At 62.4% G+C, this 18582-nt stretch carries 16 protein-coding genes and 1 pseudogene; 1 reads left to right on the plus strand and 16 read right to left on the minus strand.

The genetic code is table 11. From position 1 onward, the window contains the following. Positions 1-8: 8 nt before the first annotated feature. From IPI01_04010 to IPI01_04085, 16 genes and pseudogenes are all read right to left on the minus strand, one after another. Positions 9-788, minus strand: a complete 780-nt coding sequence (locus IPI01_04010; protein MBK7256973.1) for an ABC transporter ATP-binding protein — start codon at positions 786-788, stop codon at positions 9-11. Positions 789-921: 133 nt separating this feature from the next. Next, positions 922-1941, minus strand: coding sequence for an iron ABC transporter permease (locus tag IPI01_04015; GenBank protein MBK7256974.1), 1020 nt, complete (start codon positions 1939-1941; stop codon positions 922-924). Next, on the minus strand, positions 1938-3020 hold the full coding sequence (gene obgE / locus IPI01_04020; protein MBK7256975.1) for a GTPase ObgE: 1083 nt from the start codon (positions 3018-3020) through the stop codon (positions 1938-1940). The genes IPI01_04015 and obgE overlap by 4 nt, the downstream gene beginning before the upstream one ends. Beyond that, the gene (locus tag IPI01_04025; GenBank protein MBK7256976.1) at positions 3017-3526 is read right to left on the minus strand and encodes a hypothetical protein; all 510 of its coding nucleotides are present in this window, start codon (positions 3524-3526) and stop codon (positions 3017-3019) included. The genes obgE and IPI01_04025 overlap by 4 nt, the downstream gene beginning before the upstream one ends. A gap of 29 nt (positions 3527-3555) precedes the next feature. After that, positions 3556-4551, minus strand: a complete 996-nt coding sequence (locus IPI01_04030; protein MBK7256977.1) for a hypothetical protein — start codon at positions 4549-4551, stop codon at positions 3556-3558. A gap of 91 nt (positions 4552-4642) precedes the next feature. Beyond that, positions 4643-8251: a tetratricopeptide repeat protein gene (locus IPI01_04035; protein ID MBK7256978.1), complete on the minus strand. Its 3609-nt coding sequence runs from the start codon at positions 8249-8251 to the stop codon at positions 4643-4645. 229 nt (positions 8252-8480) lie between these two features. Further along, on the minus strand, positions 8481-9866 hold the full coding sequence (locus IPI01_04040; GenBank protein MBK7256979.1) for a DUF2029 domain-containing protein: 1386 nt from the start codon (positions 9864-9866) through the stop codon (positions 8481-8483). A gap of 10 nt (positions 9867-9876) precedes the next feature. Further along, entirely contained in the window at positions 9877-10851 is a 975-nt protein-coding gene (locus IPI01_04045) for a class I SAM-dependent methyltransferase (GenBank protein ID MBK7256980.1), read from the minus strand. Further along, complete coding sequence (locus tag IPI01_04050; protein ID MBK7256981.1) at positions 10852-11592, minus strand: succinate dehydrogenase/fumarate reductase iron-sulfur subunit; 741 nt, start codon at positions 11590-11592, stop codon at positions 10852-10854. It lies immediately after the preceding gene. After that, a complete protein-coding gene (locus tag IPI01_04055; GenBank protein ID MBK7256982.1) occupies positions 11592-13505 on the minus strand; it encodes a fumarate reductase/succinate dehydrogenase flavoprotein subunit in 1914 nt (637 codons plus the stop codon). The genes IPI01_04050 and IPI01_04055 overlap by 1 nt, the downstream gene beginning before the upstream one ends. Before the next feature lie 12 nt (positions 13506-13517). Continuing rightward, a complete protein-coding gene (locus IPI01_04060) occupies positions 13518-14171 on the minus strand; it encodes a succinate dehydrogenase cytochrome b subunit (GenBank protein MBK7256983.1) in 654 nt (217 codons plus the stop codon). Positions 14172-14330: 159 nt separating this feature from the next. Then, a complete protein-coding gene (locus tag IPI01_04065) occupies positions 14331-15206 on the minus strand; it encodes an ABC transporter permease (protein ID MBK7256984.1) in 876 nt (291 codons plus the stop codon). Positions 15207-15218: 12 nt separating this feature from the next. Further along, a complete protein-coding gene (locus tag IPI01_04070) occupies positions 15219-15704 on the minus strand; it encodes a hypothetical protein (protein MBK7256985.1) in 486 nt (161 codons plus the stop codon). Positions 15705-15809: 105 nt separating this feature from the next. Beyond that, positions 15810-16415 carry a hypothetical protein gene (locus IPI01_04075; GenBank protein ID MBK7256986.1) on the minus strand — a complete coding sequence of 202 codons (606 nt, stop codon included), beginning with the start codon at positions 16413-16415 and terminating at the stop codon, positions 15810-15812. Then, positions 16412-17005: a recombination protein RecR gene (gene recR / locus IPI01_04080; GenBank protein MBK7256987.1), complete on the minus strand. Its 594-nt coding sequence runs from the start codon at positions 17003-17005 to the stop codon at positions 16412-16414. The genes IPI01_04075 and recR overlap by 4 nt, the downstream gene beginning before the upstream one ends. Positions 17006-17251: 246 nt before the next feature. After that, a pseudogene (locus IPI01_04085) lies at positions 17252-17591 on the minus strand (YbaB/EbfC family nucleoid-associated protein). 248 nt (positions 17592-17839) lie between these two features. On the opposite strand from IPI01_04085, the gene IPI01_04090 reads away from it, so the two are divergent. Further along, the gene (locus IPI01_04090; protein ID MBK7256988.1) at positions 17840-18580 is read left to right on the plus strand and encodes an isoprenyl transferase; all 741 of its coding nucleotides are present in this window, start codon (positions 17840-17842) and stop codon (positions 18578-18580) included. The last annotated feature ends 2 nt before the right edge of the window (positions 18581-18582 follow it).

The raw sequence follows: 18582 nt of genomic DNA on the forward strand, positions 1-18582 counted from the left end.
GTCCTTTCTTAGCGCAGTACGGTCACGCGGGGTGCGGTGGCTGCAGGATGCAGGTCCACAACGACCTCCGCGCGGAATACATCACGGATACGGTCCACGGTCAGCACCTCGGAGGGCGTGCCTGCCGCGGCGATGGTACCGCACTGCAACATGGCAATGCGGTCGCTGTACATCGCGGCGAGATTCAGATCGTGGGTCACGGATACAACAGTCAGTCCGGTGTCCCCGCTCAGGCTCCGGAGGAGCCGGAAGATATCGACCTGGTGGGCGATATCCAGGTGGGCGGTCGGCTCGTCGAGCAGCAGCACCTCGGGTTGCTGGGCAAGTGCGCGGGCAATGAACGCACGCTGGCGTTCGCCTCCCGAGAGATTGGTCACGGGGTGCGAAGCCAGATGGCCGATGTCGGTCAGTCCCATCATCTTCCGTGCGATCTCCCGGTCGCCTTCGCCTTCGAACACCACCCCCGCGGTATGCGGCGCGCGTCCCATCAGAACGATCTCTTCGACGGTGAACGGGAACACCCCTTCACGGTCCTGCGGCACATAGGCCATCTTCCGTGCAATGTTCGCGCGGGTGAATGTTGCCAGGGAGGTGCCGTCGAGGGCAATGCTGCCTTCGTCAGGGAGGAAGATCCGGTCGAGGATCTTGAGAAGTGTGGATTTGCCGGACCCGTTCGGACCAACGAGGGTCAGGAATTCCCCGCGGTGGACCGCGAGGGACACGTTACGCAGCGTCGGGATGCCCGCGACGTAGCTGAACGAAACGTTGTCAACCGTAAGAACGGCCATACTTCCCGGGATGGAGCGCTTTTGGAAGAAAACCTCTTGGGTGGAAAATACGCAAAAGGCGGGCAAAAAGGAAGGATGAAAAGAATGTCCGTGTAGGGGCGGTGCATGCACCGCCCCTACGTGAGTATGAGGGTCACCGTCTGCGGAGGAGGTAGATGAACACGGGAGCTCCGATCACTGCCGTAACAGCTCCGACGGGGATCTCGGCCGGGGCGATGATCGTCCGCGCAAGCGTATCGGCGAGGATCAGGAACGTGCCACCCAGCAGGAATGAGGCCGGCAGCAACAGCCGGTGGTCCGGGCCAAAGATCATCCGCGTGACATGGGGGATGATGAGCCCGACAAACCCGACGACCCCGCTCACCGATACCACCGCGCCGGTAATGACCGAGGCGATGGCGTAGGAGCGCCGGCGGAGGGCGCGCACATCCACGCCGAGCTGCAACGCGGTCTCATCGCCGGTGGCGATCAGATTGTACTGACGGGAGTACATGAATGCGGGGGCGGTTGCCAGCAACGTGAGGGGGCCGGCGATGAGCAGGGTCTCCATGCTTGCCCCGCTGAGGTTCCCCATGAGCCACAGGAACGCATTGCGCAATTCCTGATTGAACATCGCAACGGTGAGAAGGACGAGTGCGTTGAAGAACGCGCCGACCATGACACCGGCAAGAAGGAGCGTGTAAGGCTCGATCTGTCCGCGCCGGTGCGCGAGCGCATACACGAGGACCATCACCAGTGCCGAGCCCGCGAATGATGCCGCGGGAGCGACGAAGTGTCCTATCCCCGACGCCAGGGCGATCGCCAGGATCGTGCCCATCGTCCCGCCACTGGAGATGCCAAGGATGTAGGGCTCCGCGAGCGGATTACGGAGGAGGGCCTGCAGTACGGCGCCAGCGACCGAGAGTCCTGCGCCGACCAGGAATGCAAGGAGGACACGCGGCAGCCGGATGTCGATGATGATGAGCCGCTCCATGCTGTCCACGGGGAAAAGCCCCGTGCACGAACCGATCACCGCGCGGAAGGGGACCGCAACGCTCCCCACGGAGAGTGCGAGCAACGATGCCGCGGCAAGGAACACCGTGAGGATCCCGAGAATGATCGTCAGCCGGCGTGGCGTGAGCGGTGAGCGCCGGTCCGGAAGGAGCTGTTTCATTTCCGCTTCTTCATTTTCTTTGTTGCTGCCTGACGGGTCTTGCGGGCCGAGCGGGCCGGGTGTGGTGTCGTTGTCGTGCGCGGCGCGCGTTTCTCGCGTGGGTGGAGCGCGTGCCAGAGCTCTTCCACAAGGCCGCGCACACCGGTCCCTGCCACGGCAGAGATCGCCGTGACCTTTTTCCGGCCGAAGGCTTCCTTTTTCAGGAGTCCGAGTGTCTCATCATCCATGGCGTCGATCTTGGTGATGACGACGACGGACTTCCGCTTGAGAAGTGTCGCGTCGTACTTACCCAGTTCGTTCGTCAGGATCTCGAGATCCTCCTTGAGCGACGCGCGTGTTGCATCCAGCAGGTACACGAGAACGCGTGTCCGTTCGATATGCCGGAGGAACTGGAGGCCGAGCCCTTTCCCCTGATGTGCGCCTGCGATCAATCCGGGAATGTCGGCAACGACGAAACTCTTCCCTTCATCCACACGCACGATGCCGAGGTTCGGCACCAGGGTGGTGAACGGGTAGTCGGCGATCTTGGGCCGTGCTGCGGAGATCACGGAGATGAGTGTGGACTTCCCCGCATTGGGGAGTCCGACGAGGCCGACATCGGCGAGGAGCTTCAGTTCGAGCTCGAGCTCGCGTTCTTCACCCGGCTCGCCCTGTTCATACCGGCGCGGTGCCTGGTCCACCGATGTGGCGAACTCGCAGTTGCCGCGTCCGCCCCGCCCGCCGCGGGCAACGACGAACTCGTCGCCATGCTTGAGCAGATCGGCAACGATCTCCTGGGTGGCAGTGTCCCGTGCGAGGGTCCCTTCGGGCACTTCGATATAGATGTCTTCGCCGCTGCGCCCCGTGCGTTGTGCTCCTTCGCCATGGGCACCTTCGGCCGCGGTATACTTGTGGCGGTACTGAAAATCCAGCAAGGTGGTCATGTGACGATTGGCGCGCAGGATCACAGATCCGCCACGCCCACCGCTCCCGCCGTCCGGTCCGCCCTTAGGGATGAATTTTTCCCGGCGGAAGCTGATGATCCCCGAGCCGCCGTCGCCGGCACGCACCTGGATCTGTACAAGGTCAACGAATTTCACGCGGCAGGTCCTGTTCCCGTTGCAAAGCGTTGTTGGATGATATCGATGAATGCGATCGCTTCGTCCTGGAAGGGATCGATGGCGTTGATCTCAAAGATCTCGCGCACGTAGCCGGTCGCCTCCTGCCACGAGCCTATCTGATTCAGCCGTGCGATCATCAGGTCGTAGAACTGCGCATCCCGATCGCATAACACCGTGATGAAACGTTTTCTCTGCTCCGGCGTGATGACCAGGGTCAGATCCGGGAGGGACGCCGGTGGTGGTGACGCCAGCGGCAGTTCCAGTTGCTCTTCGGGTTCCGGTTCGAAGGTCGGCGCCGGGAAGGGGAGTATCCTGGCCGCGGGGGCTTCGATATCCATGCCGGGATCACCGATCGACAGTTCTCTGGCTGCTTCTCCCGGGCCGCCGGTCATCGCTGGCGCTGCGGACTCTTCTGCGGCCTGAGCCTCTTCGGGATCACCGGTGTGTGCGCCGTCGGGATCGGATCCAGCGGAAGGTGCGGCCACCTGCACCCCTGCCGGACCGTCATCGGCACTCAGCCCGCAGCGACGCCAAGGGGTCTCTGGGACCCTCTACGCCACGACAGCCGGATCTGTGCCGGCAGTTCGTACACAGGTTCAGGGAGAGATGCCGGGGGGGCGTTGTCACTCTGGCCGGGCGCAGGATCCGCAGGCACCGGGTCGCCGGTCAGCTCCGGCCTCGCGACGGGGTCAGAGGCGGGTGCGCTCACCACCAGTTCCGTCTCATTGGCCGGAGGAGCTTCATCCTTTACACCGAGGAAATCGTCGCAAAGCGCAGCAAGGTCGGCGAGCGTGATGGTCTCACGGTTGCGAAGATGGTAGATCCCCGTGATGTACTCCTTCACCCCGATCATTTCCTTGTCATCGAAGAACAGGAGGACGGGCCGGAGGGCGATCTCCTGCGCGCCGTCCTGGTCGCCGGCGCTGAAAAAGTCGAAGAGTGGCTTCGCCAGTGCTGCAAGCTCGCGCGGGGCATGTTCCCTGGTGACCGCGGCATCGATCCGGCGTATCAACGCGGTACAGGTGGCCCGGTCGATCTCCTGCTGCCCCTTTGCCGCAAGAGTCTTGCGCAGGAGTTGCGGGAGATAGATGTAATCGGTCACATACTCCAGCTTTGCGAACAACTCCGCGGTCGGGATGACATCCCTGGTGTGGAAGAGGAAGCTGGAGAGTGTCCAGCGCGGGCGGCAGACGTAATTCTCCGTGAAGTGTACCGCGTTCTCGAGGTCTGCCTGGAATTCACCGCGCGGATACACATAGGAATCCGCTGCCTGCTCGATGAAGAGGTGCTGCAGGCGTGCTGCGGAGGGCGAGAGTGCGCGCACGCGGTTGAAGGAGGGTGCCCGGTTGAGTTCTTCGCTGAGCCGTTCCCGGAGGTGCGCACGCAGATAGGCCTTCACCCCGGCAGGAACGGGGGCGGTCGCCAGGCGTGCCGCCGGCAGGTCCGTGTCCGCACCGATGGTGCTTTCCAGGAACCTCTTCAACAATTCATCGCTATCGAATGCCGTCATCGTGTCTTTGCGTCCTTCTCACCGATCCGTCGCACGCATATCCCCGCCGTGATTCGTTGCTCTGGGCTTCTCCTCAGGGACGTCCGGATACTCACTTGGTCTTCTTCAATACCGCATGCACCCGGTCGATCTCTTTCCTCGCCGCCGCTTTGAACGTCTCGTCGATCCCCGGGCGGTCGATGATCTGCTTGTACATCGTCAGTGCCTGGTCGGACCGCCCCATCTTCTCATACGCCTGTCCGCTCATGTACAGCGAGGTCGCGGTCCAGTCGACCTTTCCCTTCTTGGTCACGAGATACGGGACCTTCAGGAAATCCAGGATAGCCTGTTGATAGTCGCCTTTGCCGAAATTGGCCTCGCCGATGTAGTAGCGGATCTCGCCCTCGAGATCGGAGCCAGCCTCTTCGAGGAGGGTCTGGAGGTGGAGCACCGATTGGTCGTAGTAGCCGAGGCGTTGATAGAGGATGCCGATCTTGATCCGCTTGTCGAAGGCATCATCGGCGTTGGGATACAGTTCGAGGTACCGTCTCGTCAGGGTGAGTGCGGCATCGAAGATGCCGGCGATCTCATAGGTCTCGATCAGGTTGTTGATGGCATACGGCAGCAGTGCCGGGTCCGCATTCGGGTTGTCCGTGACCATGCGGTAGTTCCGGATGGCCTCGTCCCACTTTTCGGCCTGATACTGGATGTTGCCGAGCGCGAAGTGGACCTTCTGCATGATGGGAGCATCGGGATGCTCTTTCATGAGTTTCTCGAACTGCGTGAGCGCTTCCTGCGGCTTGTTGGTGGCTTCGTGGACCTTGCCGATCCAGAACATGGCCGTCGGAGCCGAGGGCGTTTCTTCGTACGACGATGTCACGTTCTGGAACGACTTCAATGCGCGCACATAATCCTTCTGGCGGAAGAAGGCGTTGCCGCGCTCCAATTCGAACTCGGCCATCTCCGTGTCGTTGTCCGGATACGCGGCGCGGAACGCCGCAATGTCCCTGTCCGCCGGATTGAACGCGTTGAGCCTCAGGTTCGTGACGACGATGCGGGCCGCGAGCCCGCGCTGTTCGTTCTTGTCCTTCCCCGCCGCTGCGAGCGCGGTGTACTGGCGCAGCGCGTCGGTGTATTCTCCGCTGTCGAAGAGGATATCTGCGATCTCGCGCGATGTCGCGGTGGCCGGCGAGGCGGCGGATGCCTGGCGGAAATAGGATGTGGCGAGGTCCGTGGACCCTTCATTCCGGTAGATCATCCCCAGTGTGGTGAGTGCCTCGGCGGCCCGGGGGCCCTTCTGCTCCCGTGCGAGCAGGGAGAACAGGCGCGGTTTCGCGCCACGGACGTCGCCGCCCTGTGCGAGTGCTTTGCCGAGGGCGAGCAGAATGTCGGGGTCGGGAGCGGTGCCGCGCGCGGGGAGTGCGCCTTCATTGCTCAGCAATGCCGTGTACATCGCGATCGCGCGCGCAGTGTTGCCGGAGGCCAGACAGGCGTCGGCGAGATCGCCTTGTGCGGCAGCAGCGGCATTGGTGTACGGGAATTCTTCGATGAGCCGGTCCAGCAGCTCCACGGCACGCAGTGCCTGTCCACGCTTCTGCGCCAACTGTCCGAGGTTCGCGATGATCACGGCGCTGTGCCGCCCGTTCGGAAATGCGGCGAGCAGCGGTGTGCCGACGGCGACGGCGGAATCGGTGAGTCCCGCTTTCAGCAGCAGACGCATGCGGGCGAATCCCGCTTCTTCGGCGGCCGGGTCTCCGGGTGACTGGCGGGTGATGGCTGCATACAACGTCAGGGCCGCTGCGGTGCTGTCGGCGTTCTCGAGCAGCGCCGCGGTGCGAAGGTCCATCGCCGGCCGGTGTTTGGTCTGCGGGTCGATGGACAGGACCAGAGTTTCCGCCTGCTGTGCGCTTGCGGCCGAAGTCGCGCTCAGTTCAAAGAGGGAGAGCAGCGCATCCTGGTTCCTGCTATCGGTGGGGAACCGGGTGAGATAGGCGCGGTACGTTTCGATCGCCGGAGCGCGGTGCTCGGGGGACCGCCAGCTCAACAGTTCCAGTGCCCGTGCGCGGAGAAACATCGCGTTCACCAGGTCGGCCGGTTGCAGTCCGCCTTCGATCGCCGAGCCGAATTGCGCCGCCGCGGCCTGATAGTTCTTGAGTTGGTGGAAGGAGATCTCCGCCAGACGCCGCGCGAGACCGGAACGGTCCTGACCCTGCACCACATCGCCGACCAGCAGCGCGAGCTTCTCCAGTCCGGCATCCTTGTCCTTCGCCTCGAATGCCTCGATCATGCGGATGCGCTCCTCCGCATCGCCGCGGAGATCGGAGGCCGGATACATCGTGATGAACGTGCGATAGAGTTCCAGCGAGCGGCTGTACTCCTTCAGTCCCTCGTAGCATCGGGCCGCGCCCATAGCGGCATCATCGCCGAATGGTGAGCGCGCATGGCGCGTGGTGATGACCTCGTACAGCGCGCCGGCGCGGCGCAGGTCCCGCTGGTCGGACTCGATCACGCGCGCGGTCTCGAAGAGCACGGCGGGTGTGTTCACCGCATCGGGGAACAGTTCGGTGTAGCGTGTGTAGTGCTGGACGGCGGATGCCGCCTGGCCGGCCTCGCGTGCGTTGCGTGCGAGGCGCAGGAGGGCCTCGCGCCGCAGGGGTTCGGGGGCATTGAGTTTGAGCAGGCGCGTGGAGGCGTCATTGCTCCGGGCATGGTCTTTGGTCCTCGATGCCGCATAGGCCAGCTGCATCAGGGCATCCGGGATCCGTTCGTCCCGTGTGTACGTATCGACGAATCGCGAAAAAGTGGAAGATGCATTCTGCATGTCGTCCGCGGCGAGGTATGCCTCGCCAAGGGCGAAGAGTGCGTCCTTCGTCTGCGTGGAATCGGCGCCCTTGGATTGCCCGAGCGCGCGCTTCAGATTGTCGATGGCCTCGGGATAGGCGCCGCTGGCGGTGAGCAGTCGTGCAAGGTGCAGATGTGCGCCCTGCACGGCCGAGGGGGTCTTGTAGGCGGTGATGATCTCCTGGTACGCGCTCTTTGCCTGGTCGAACCGGCCCATCTCCTGATGGATGTTCGCGAGGATCAGCAGGGCCTGTGCGCGGGCATCGGCGGAGGGGTCGCCTTCGATGACGCGCTTGAGTTCATTGCTGGCAAGGTCGAGGTTGCCTTCTTCGAAATAGATCTGTCCGAGCAGGGTACGGGCGGAGTTCACCGCGCCGCTGGTCGGGTATTCCTGCAGGATCACGCGCAGGGTGCGGCGCGCATTGTCGCGCTCGCCTGTCTGGGTGAAGAGTTTCGCCGCACGCAGGAGCGCATCCGGGGCATTCTTGCTGCGCGGGTGGAAGACCTTGACGCGCTCGAAGGCGAGTGCGGCCTCTTTCAGAGAGCCGAGTGCTGCGTGCGCCTCGCCCACGTTCCACCATGCTTCGGGTGCGCGGGGATTGTCCTGGTAGGTGAGGGCGAACGTCTGAAAGGTGATACTTGCATCCTCATATTCCTTCAGCTGCAACTGCGTGAGGCCGAGGTAGAACCTGGCCTCGACGCTCTGGGAGGTCGTGGGATAGGCCGCGACGAACTGTTTGAGCTGCTCCTGGGCGAGGTCGTACAACTTGTCGTTGTACAGATTGATCGCAAGCTTGAAATCGGCGTTCTCTTTGGTGTTCTGCGCGGGCGCCGGCGCTACGAAAGCGCACAGCACGAGTGCCAGGAAGAAATTTCTCATTACGGCCTTTATGATCATCCGATGGATCAAGGGGGGCGGTGGGTGCACGCGCGCCCACTGCGGACACCCGAATTGTGCGGTGCGGTTGTAGGGGCGGTGCATGCACCGCCCCTACACGGTCAGTACACCTCTGCACCGTACATCCGTAGTCCGGACACCCATGGCGGTCGGTTGCAGGGGCACCCGCATAGCCACTATAAGTATAAACTACGATGATTTTCCCTGCCATTCAAGGCAGGGGGGGCACGATGGTGATGCCTTCGGCAGCGATGGAAAACCCGCCGATCTGCTCCACCAGACGCTCCGAGCCCCGAAGAACGGCGATATGATAGCCCTGTGACCGGGCGATCGAGAGTTCGGGCTGTGAAAGGGCATAGATGTGGAAGGGTGACCCCGGGACACGGTTCCTGAAGAGCTGCTCGTGGAGATCGGACGGAATGCGTTCGATCTGGCCATCCGCGAACCAGTAGGGTTCGGGGAAGCCGGTGATGATGAGCGTGGGGTGCGAAGCACGGGCGGAGAGGATGACCGCACGTTGTGCTTCCCGGGCGTGCGACTTTGCCAGGTCCTCGAGGACCATGCCGGGGCGCATGCCGGGTTGGTAGTGCCCCGTCATCCCCTCATGGGAAACGACATCCGGATTCACGAAGGCAAAGCTGACAAGGAGGGCGCCCGCGATGAGGACCTGCCGGCGGGTGCAGACGCGGTCGAGCGCGAGGAGGAGGAAGGGCAGGACGGGGAGGAGGTACTCGCGCTCCATCGGCAACCAGAGGAACGTCGCCGCAAACAGCAGCACGATGGCGATCGCAACAGTGACTGTGGGCTCCCTCCTGAACTCGATCGTGCGGATCGTCCGCATGGCGGAGGACAACGCGATGGCAATGAACGCCACGGCAAGAGGCCCGAAGGCGTACGTGCCGCGGTAGAGGGCCGCTGCGATGCCGGACGTCTGGCTCGCCCGTACAGCTGCCAACTGGGCGGACGTGGCGGAGAGCCACCCGCTCACTCCCATGGAGAGGAGGACGGGAACGAACGCCGCCGCGGTCACCGCACACGCGGCCGTGACCATTACGAAGATCGAGCGCACGGGGCGCGGACCGGCAAGGAAGGGGATCATGCATGCCGCGCCTGCGATGGCGTTGCCCGGACGGAAGCCGGCGGCCACGCCGATGAACACGCCCGCCATCAACGCTCGCCGTTCCGTGGACGCCTGGAAGGCCAGCAGGATGAACAGCAACGACCAGACGTAGTCCATCGTGACCGCGGAGTTCTTCCAGAACAGCGGCGTGAACGCGAGAATGGCGACGAGCAGGGCGGGGTGACGCGCCTCGCGGAGTGCGATGTGGTTCCAGAGGATCAGCACCAGGAGTGCAACGAGCAGGGTGGCGGAGTTGGAGAGCAACGAACCGCCCATCCCGGTCAGCGGGGCGTTGACGATCTCATGAAGCGGGTACCCGGGGAGCCGGGATGGTTCATAGATCCCCGTGTGCCACACACGGAGTGCAGTCTCCGCGACACGCCACGCGTCGGGATCGGTACCATAGCCTGCGGTGATGAAAGGAATGCGTGTGAGGATGACGAGCAGAAGAAGGAGAGCGAGGCCGGTCCTGTTCACCTGCGCCCCGTCAGCGTGATCGCGGCCGTGCAGCGATGAAGGCGAAGTCGCTTGCGATGCGGCCGGCCTTCATTTCTTCTTCCTCGGTGGCGAGACATGTGTTGAGCACCGCGAGGGCTGCATCATCCGGATGGAGAAAGTGATGCGCGATGTCCTTGAAGACGAGGTGCATGAGTGCTCCCCCGCACATCTTCTCCTCGACGATGTCGAAGTGCTCGTGCACCAGGGGGATGATCGCGGAGGAATCCACGGCTTCGGATGGATCGAACACCCTCATGGCGAGCGTGCCCGGGCGGTACACGGGCGGACGTGGTGTTCCGTCGGGCCGCACTTTCAGGCGTGCAGGCATGCCATCCAGCAAACGGTTGGCAAGTTCGATCTGCCTGTCGGTCCATTGGAACCGCGATGGCCCGACGAATTCATTCACGACAAGGATACCGCCGGGCCTGAGCCAGGAATGGATCTTCTTGATGAAGGGCCCGAGAGGTGCGATATGGTGAAGCGCATCATCGAGGATCACGAGGTCGAAGGAGGCAACAGGGAGATCCAGCGTCCGCACATCGGCGGCAGTGAACGCCGTCGAAGAGGTCATTCCCGCTGACGCTGCGAGCCGCTCTGCCTCGGCGATCCGTTTCTTCGAGATGTCGTACCCTTCCAGGAGTGCGATGCCGCCGGCCGCGACCCACGCGAGTTCCTTCCTGCCCGTGCCGCAGCCGGGTGAGAGGGCGTGCCACCGCGCGTCCGGCGTACTGTACCGTTCGCGCACGTACGAAGCGATATTCTTTGACGGCGAACCGGTGATCATGGTCCGCAGCCTCTCCTGGATCAGCGGAATGGATGTCCACTGGCGCGGATACGTGTCGGTCTGATCCCACACGGCCTCGGTGCGGCTGGCACCGCCGCGGAGGAGCCCGCTGAACGCCACAGCGCCCCGGGAGCGGGTCTTTTCAAGAAGGAGTCGTATGTCGTTGGGATGCAGGAGCACTTAGAGCGCTTTCGCCCGTACGAATTCCCGGTTCAACCGTGCAATATGTTCCACCGAGATCTGTTTCGGACATTCTGCCTCGCACGCATACGTGTTGGAGCAGGCGCCGAAGCCTTCTTTGTCCATTTGCGCCAGCATACGTTCCACGCGTTCCTTCCGCTCGGCGTGTCCCTGCGGCAACAGCGCGAACTGGGAGACCTTTGCGGCGACGAACAGCATGGCGGAGCCATTCGGGCATGTTGCGACGCACGCGCCGCACCCGATGCATGCTGCGGCATCCATGGCTTCTTCGGCATGGTGCTTGGGGACGGGGATCGCGTTGGCGTCGGGGGCCTGGCCGGTCTTCACCGAGACGTAGCCGCCGGCCTGCATGATGCGGTCGAACGCGGTGCGGTCCACGACAAGGTCCTTGATCACCGGGAAGGGGCGTGCGCGCCACGGTTCCACCGTCAGGGTGTCGCCGTCGGGGAAACTGCGCATGCGCAATTCGCAGGTCGCTGCCTTCCGGTTCGGCCCGTGCGCACGCCCTTCGATCATGATGCCACAGCTGCCGCAGATGCCTTCACGGCAATCGTGGTCGAAGGCGACCGGTTCTTCGCCTTTGCGGACGAGGTCGGTATTCAGGACATCGAGCACCTCCAGGAAGGAGGCATCCGGGGGGATGTTGGTGACCGCGTACGTGACCAGCTTCCCCTTCTCGGTCGGGTTCTTCTGGCGCCAGATCTTCAGCGTGAAGTTCATTACTTGTAGCTCCTCTGGGAAGGTTTCACGTATTCGAATTCGAGCTGCTCCTTGTGGAGTTTGGGTTCCTTGCCGTCGCCGGCGTGTTCCCACGCTGCAACGTACGAGAACTTCTTGTCGTTGCGCTGCGCCTCGCCCTCGTCGGTCTGGTGTTCCTCGCGGAAGTGGCCGCCGCAGGATTCTTCCCGGTAATGCGCGTCGCGTGCAAGCAACTCTCCGAGTTCGAGGAAGTCCGCGATACGTCCGGCACGTTCGAGTTCGGCGTTCAGGTCGCCGGCAGTCCCGACCACGTTCACATCCTTCCAGAACTCCTCACGCAGGGCGGCGATCTGTTTCATCGCCTCCTGCAGTCCTTTCTCGTTCCGTCCCATACCGACATTGTTCCACATGATCTGGCCCAGCGCCTTGTGGAAATCGTCCGGCGTGCGCTTGCCCTTGATCGCCAGGAGCCTGGCGATCCGGTCCTGTGTCGCTCCCCGTGCCTCCGCCACGGCGGGATGGGCATCCGGCACCGCCTTGAACTGCGTGGTGGCCAGGTAATCGCCGATCGTGTACGGGAGGATGAAGTAGCCGTCAGCGAGTCCCTGCATCAGCGCGCTCGCACCGAGGCGGTTCGCGCCGTGGTCCGAGAAGTTCGCTTCACCGATGACATAGAGACCGGGGACATTGCTCATGAGATTGTAGTCCACCCAGAGCCCGCCCATGGTGTAGTGCACGGCGGGGTAGATGCGCATCGGGGTCTTGTACGGATCCTCGGCCGTGATCTCGTGATACATGTCGAAGAGGTTGCCGTACTTCTCGGCGATGGATTCCTTGCTGGTGCGCTTGATGGCATCGGCGAAGTCCAGATAGACCGCAAGCTTTGTGGGCCCGACGCCGTAGCCCTTGTCGCACATGTCCTTCGCGCGACGTGATGCCACATCGCGGGGCACCAGGTTGCCGAACGACGGGTACAGGCGTTCGAGGTAATAGTCGCGCTCGTCCTCGGGGATGTCCGCCGGGTTGCGCGTGTCGCCCTTCTTCTTCGGCACCCAGATGCGGCCGTCATTCCGGAGGCTCTCGCTCATCAGGGTGAGCTTGGACTGGAAATCGCCGGCCTGCGGGATGCAGGTGGGATGGATCTGTGTGAAGCAGGGATTGGCGAAGAGCGCACCGCGTTTGTATGCGCGCCAGATGGCCGTTGCGTTGCTGGCCTTGGCATTCGTGGAGAGGTAGAACACGTTGCCGTAGCCGCCTGTGGCGAGCACCACCGCGTTCCCGAGGTAGGTCTCGAGTTCTCCGGTGACGAGATTGCGGGCCACGATACCGCGTGCCTGGCCGTCGGCGATGATGACATCCAGCATATCGCGGCGGGCGTAGTACTTCACCTTCCCCGTATTGATCTGGCGCGCGAGGGCGGAGTATGCGCCGAGCAGCAACTGCTGTCCCGTTTGCCCGCGGGCGTAGAACGTACGCGACACCTGTGCGCCGCCGAAGGAGCGGTTGTCCAGCATCCCGCCGTATTCGCGGCCGAACGGCACGCCCTGGGCAACGCACTGGTCGATGACGTTGCCGCTGACCTGGGCCAGACGGTACACGTTGGCTTCGCGGGCGCGGTAGTCGCCGCCTTTGACGGTGTCGTAGAACAGGCGGTACACGCTGTCGCCGTCGTTCGTGTAGTTCTTCGGTGCGTTGATGCCTCCCTGGGCCGCGATGCTATGGGCGCGGCGGGGGGATTCATGGTAGCACAGCGAGATGACATTGTAGCCGAGTTCGGCCAGGGAGGCAGCGGCAGAGGCGCCCGCCAGGCCGGTCCCGACCACGATGATGGTGTACTTCCGCTTGTTCGCAGGGTTCACCAGCTTCATGTTGAACCGGTGCGCATCCCACTTCTTTTCGATCGGACCGGATGGAATCTTTGCATCGAGTGTCATGGCGGTGATCCCTTAGTAAGCCCAGAGGAAATACAACGGCATGGCGGCGAACCCGAGCGGGACGAGCAGCCAGAACAGCATGCCGACGAACTCGATCAGGCGTTCATACCGGGAGTGCCGGAGACCGAAGGTCTGGAACGCTGACTGAAAGCCGTGCTTCAGATGATACGCGAGGAACCCAAGCGCGATGATGTAGAACGCATCGAGCCAGGGGTTCATGAACGCCTCGCGAACGATCTCGTACATCGGGCGTCCTGGAGTGATGAAGCGCGACTGGACGAAGAACCCGTTGATGTGGATGACCAGGAAGATCCCCACGATCGTGCCTGTGGCCCACATGATCCGGGAGGAGAGGGTGCTGTTCTCGCCTGCCTTCGACACCTTGTACCTGACGGGCCGGGCGCGGCGGTTCATGATCCAGAGCCAGATCCCGATGAAGGCGTGGAGCAGGAATCCCGCGAACAGGACGATCTCCAGAGGCCGGACCAGGGGATAGGTCGCCATGAAATGGCCATACATCTCGAACTCCGCGCCGTTGTCCTGTTTGAACAGGAACAGATTGATGTACAGATGGACGAGGAGGAAGCTGCACAGGAAGAGGCCCGACAATGCCATCAGCATTTTCCGGCCCACGGAGGACGAAAGGAACGCAACAGGTTTGCTCATAGAAACCGCTCTCAGCTATGAGTGAATGCAAGGAACGTCGGTGAGGGTGAAGAACGGGAAAGACCTCAAGGAGATGCTGGACCGGTGGGACCGGCCTGCTTCACGCCGCATGACGTGAATCTACGAAACATCCTTTCCTAGTGCAACCACAAAGGTGCCTCAGCGTCCCTGCGGACGGATGAACCGCATGACCGAGATGCTGCTCCCGATCCAACCGAGGAGGCCACCGGCAACGACCACCGCGGCATAATACACATTCTCGATGCGCAGGAGTCCGGGAAGGTCCGGTGAAATGATCCGCACAGCATAGGCAAGCAGGAGGTACAGGATCCCGGCCGCCAGCGCTCCGCCGAGGAGCCCCTGCATGATGCCTTCGAGCAGGAACGGCGTCCGGATGAACATGCGCGTGGCGCCGACGAGCTCCATCGTGCGGATGATCTGCCGTTTCGCCGAGATCGCGAGGCGGATCGTGTTGGAGACGAGCACGATCGCCGAGAGTCCGACGAGCACGCCCAGGCCGAGCGAGATATTGTGGACGATGCGCGCACGCTCGTCGATGATCTCGAGGAATTCCTTCCGGTATTTCACGCTCTCCACGCCCGTGAGGCTGGCGAGCCGGCGCTCCAGCCGTTCCGCATGGGCCGCCGTACGGTACCCATCCGCCAATCCGATCTTGTACGACGGCGGGAGGGGGTTGAAGTCCAGCACGCTCATGATGTCTTCGCCGAATTCCTTCTTGAAGATCGCTGCGGCATCGGCTTTGGAGACGTACACGACGGACCCCACGCCGTCGATGCCGGTGATGACCGCCCGCAGGCTATCGATGTCGTGGCGCGTGATGGGTTCTTCCAGGAATACTTCGAGTTCCACGCGGGCGCGTATCTCGTCGATGAAGCGTGTCGCGTGGATGGTCAGCACGGCGAACACGCCGAGGAGGAGGAGGGAGATCGCGATGGTGATGATCGACAGGAGGCTGGAGAGCTTCGTCCGGCGGAACCCCGACATGCTTTCGCGGAGCGTATAAGAAAGACTCATGCGTGCGCCTCCTCAGAAATTGGATTCATCGCGCCACCGGACGATACGCCAGGGATCCGTGACGCGGTTCCGCTGGAGTGTCAGGTTCGCCAGTCCATCGATGCGCTCGATGTCGCTTGGATTGAAGACGAGCGTGAGATTGAAGCTGCGGATCACGTTCACGTTCGTGGATTCCGCGGAGGTGGAGATGATGTTGTTCCAGATGAGGTCCAGTTTCTGTGCATTCCGGAAGAGCCCGTAGGTGGACCGCATCTCGTCGTCACGCCCCCAGGTCACATCGATGCCGAGGTCGTAGTTCCGGTAGATGAACACGAAATCATGGGCCAGGAGCTGTCCGTACACGGTGGTATCCCGGAAGGTGTACGAGGCCTGGAAACACTGGAAGATCCCCTCGATCGTGTTCGGGTCGCATGTGGACTCCGCCGGTGAGAGGTCCCACCCCGGTGCGAACGGATTGATGCACGAGACGGCGGTCAGTCCGAGCATGATGACAAGCAACGATGATCTCGCGAGGCGTTTCCACGCTCTGCGTCAGGCGCCGGCGCCAATGCGTACACTACCTCTCCGTTTGGCGACGTAGCGCCCGGGCGAGAGGTAAGCGTGTCAGTTGCTGAACTTCCCTTTGAAGTCGCTCCACGACACGTCGTTCGTGGTCTTGAAGTCCACCCATCGCTGGATCGCCCAGAAGTTGCTCGCGTCTTCGCGGAAGGTGAATTGCAGGCTTCCCCGCGCAGTGCGGGGGAACGCTGCTTCATTGTGTTCGAACACCAGCACATAATCGTAGGCCGAGATCACCGAGTCCGACGTCACGGTCGTGGTCTTGAGCGTCAGGGTGAGCGAGGCATAGGCCTGCTGGCTGCTGCGCGCGATCAGGTTCTGAAAATACGACCGTTCATCGTCGAGGGACCAGAATGCCAGAGTGCCGCCGTAGGCGGCTGCCGCATCGGCGGATGGGATGAAGACGAAGGGCTGTGCGCCGCGGGCGGCATCGCTGAAGCAGCTGATGTAATTCGCCTGGTTCCGCTGGTCCACCGCGCTCTGGAGATTCGCGATCACAATCGCCGGCTCGGTGGGCGGGCGGTAGTTCAGCGACGATTGGCTCGGATCCTCCGGGTCGCGCGGTTCAAAGAGGCCGCATCCGGCCGTACCGGCAAGGAGCAGCAACGGAATGATCGCAGAGATCCACGCACCGGGAAGGTGGCGTCTCACAGGGTGATCCTTCCTTCGAGTGCCCGCGACAGCGTTGCTTCGTCCGTGAATTCCAGGTTGCCGCCGACGGGGAGTCCGCGTGCGAGGCGCGATACCTGGACACCGAGCGGTTTGAGCAGCCGGGTCAGGTACATGGTCGTGGCTTCGCCCTCCACGTTGGGGTTCAGTGCGAGGATCACTTCGGTGACCTCGCCCGGGAGCCGTTTCAGGAGTTCGCCGACCTTCAATTCTTCCGGCCCGATGCCGTCCAGCGGGGAGAGTGCGCCGCCGAGGACGTGATAGAGACCCTTGAAATCATTGGTCTTTTCGAGTGCGAGCACATCGCTGGGTTCTTCCACGACGCAGATGATACCGGGGTCACGTTTCGGGCTGGAGCAGATCACGCAGGGGTCGGTCTCGGTGATGTTGGAGCAGACCGAGCACCAGCTGATCCTGTCCTTCACGTTCACGAGTGCGCGTGCCATCTTGACCACGTCTTCCCGGGGCTGCTTGAGAATGTGCAGGGCGAGGCGGAGGGCGGTCTTCCGGCCGATGCCAGGGAGTCCGGCAAATTCTTCGACGAGTTGCTGGAGAGCTTCAGACGTATAGATCATTATGTATCGAGGTTGATGGCTCTTGAGACCAAGAGAAGGACGAAGAACGCCGGGCTGAAGCCCCGGTTCTCTCAGCAAAGGCGCTCAGCGCCAGACAACGTGTTTCTCTAAAGGCGCTCAACGAACATGCAGATACAGGGGCACGAACACAGCACACTGGCGCCCTTACGAGAGGGGCTGCTCTTTTGGAAAAGAGCCAATGAACTGCGCCTTAGCGCCCTGGCGAGAGGTAGAGGTCTCTTCTCAGAGGCCGGGGAGGTTCAGTCCGGGGATATTCGGCATCATCCCATTCGTGACCTTCGCCATCTCACTGGCGGCGAGCTGCTGCGATTCCTCAAGGGCTTTGTTGACGGCGGCCAGGACCAGGTCTTCGAGCATCTCCTTGTCATCCGGGACGACCACTTCCTTCTCTATTGATAGGGCAGTCAACCGCTGCTTGCCGTTGGCTGTGGCCTTGACCATACCCTCCGCCCGCCTCGCCGACCACCGTCTTGTGTTCCAGTTCCTCCTGCACCTGTGCCATCTTCTCCTGCATCTTCTGGATCTGCTTCATCATCCCCGCCATGTTCGGAAGGCCTGCCATACTGCTCCTCAAGAGGTGAAAGTGTGGAAAAATATACCGGAAACAGGGGGGAAAGTCAAATTTGACTTTCGGGGGAAAAACCGTTAGATTTTCTTTCCCGTCGTGGTACCTCCCGGCGGGGTTTGGTCATTTTATCGGGAGAACTATTTCCATTGGCACGAGGTCCGCGGGAAGCGAGCGGCGCCGATCTGCGTGAACAGGTACGACTACGCGCAGCGGGAGAGATCCCGAAGCACATCGCCGTCATCATGGACGGGAACGGGCGCTGGGCGAAACAGCGCGGCCTGCCCCGCATCGCCGGTCACCGCGAAGGCGTCGAGTCTGTGCGGGACTGCGTCGAGGCCTGCGGCCAGCTGGGAGTACAGTATCTCACGCTCTACGCCTTCTCGACGGAGAATTGGAAACGCCCGCAGGATGAGGTTTCGCTGCTCATGCGGTTGTTGCTGACCGCATTGCGCGATGAGACCGATCGGTTGCACCGTAATAATGTGCGGTTGCGGACGATCGGCGACAGCGAGGCGATGCCGAGGGAGGTTCAGGCGGAATTGGATGATGCCGTGCAACGGACGGCACAGAACACGGGTCTAACCCTTACCCTGGCCTTGAGCTACAGCGGCCGGTGGGAGATCACGCAGGCGGTTCGCGCCATCGCGCGCGAAGTTCAGGCAGGCTCCGTCCGCCCGGATGAGATCACCGAACAAAGCATCACCCGCTATCTCGCGACAGCGGACACCCCGGACCCGGACCTGTTGATCCGGACCAGCGGCGAGTTGCGGTTGAGCAACTTCCTCCTCTGGCAACTCGCGTACACCGAACTCTACATAACACCCGGATACTGGCCGGTCTTCCGAAGAAATGATCTTTACGCAGCGATCGATGCCTACCAGAACCGTGAACGCCGGTTCGGTATGGTCAGCGAACAAGTGCAGGATCCTCAGAACCAGGACCCGGCCATCAAACGAATCCTCAAGAGCGTTGCAGGGCCGTGATA

It is taken from the genome of Ignavibacteriota bacterium, assembly GCA_016707525.1.
Classification (GTDB): domain Bacteria; phylum Bacteroidota; class Ignavibacteria; order UBA10030; family UBA6906; genus JAGDMK01.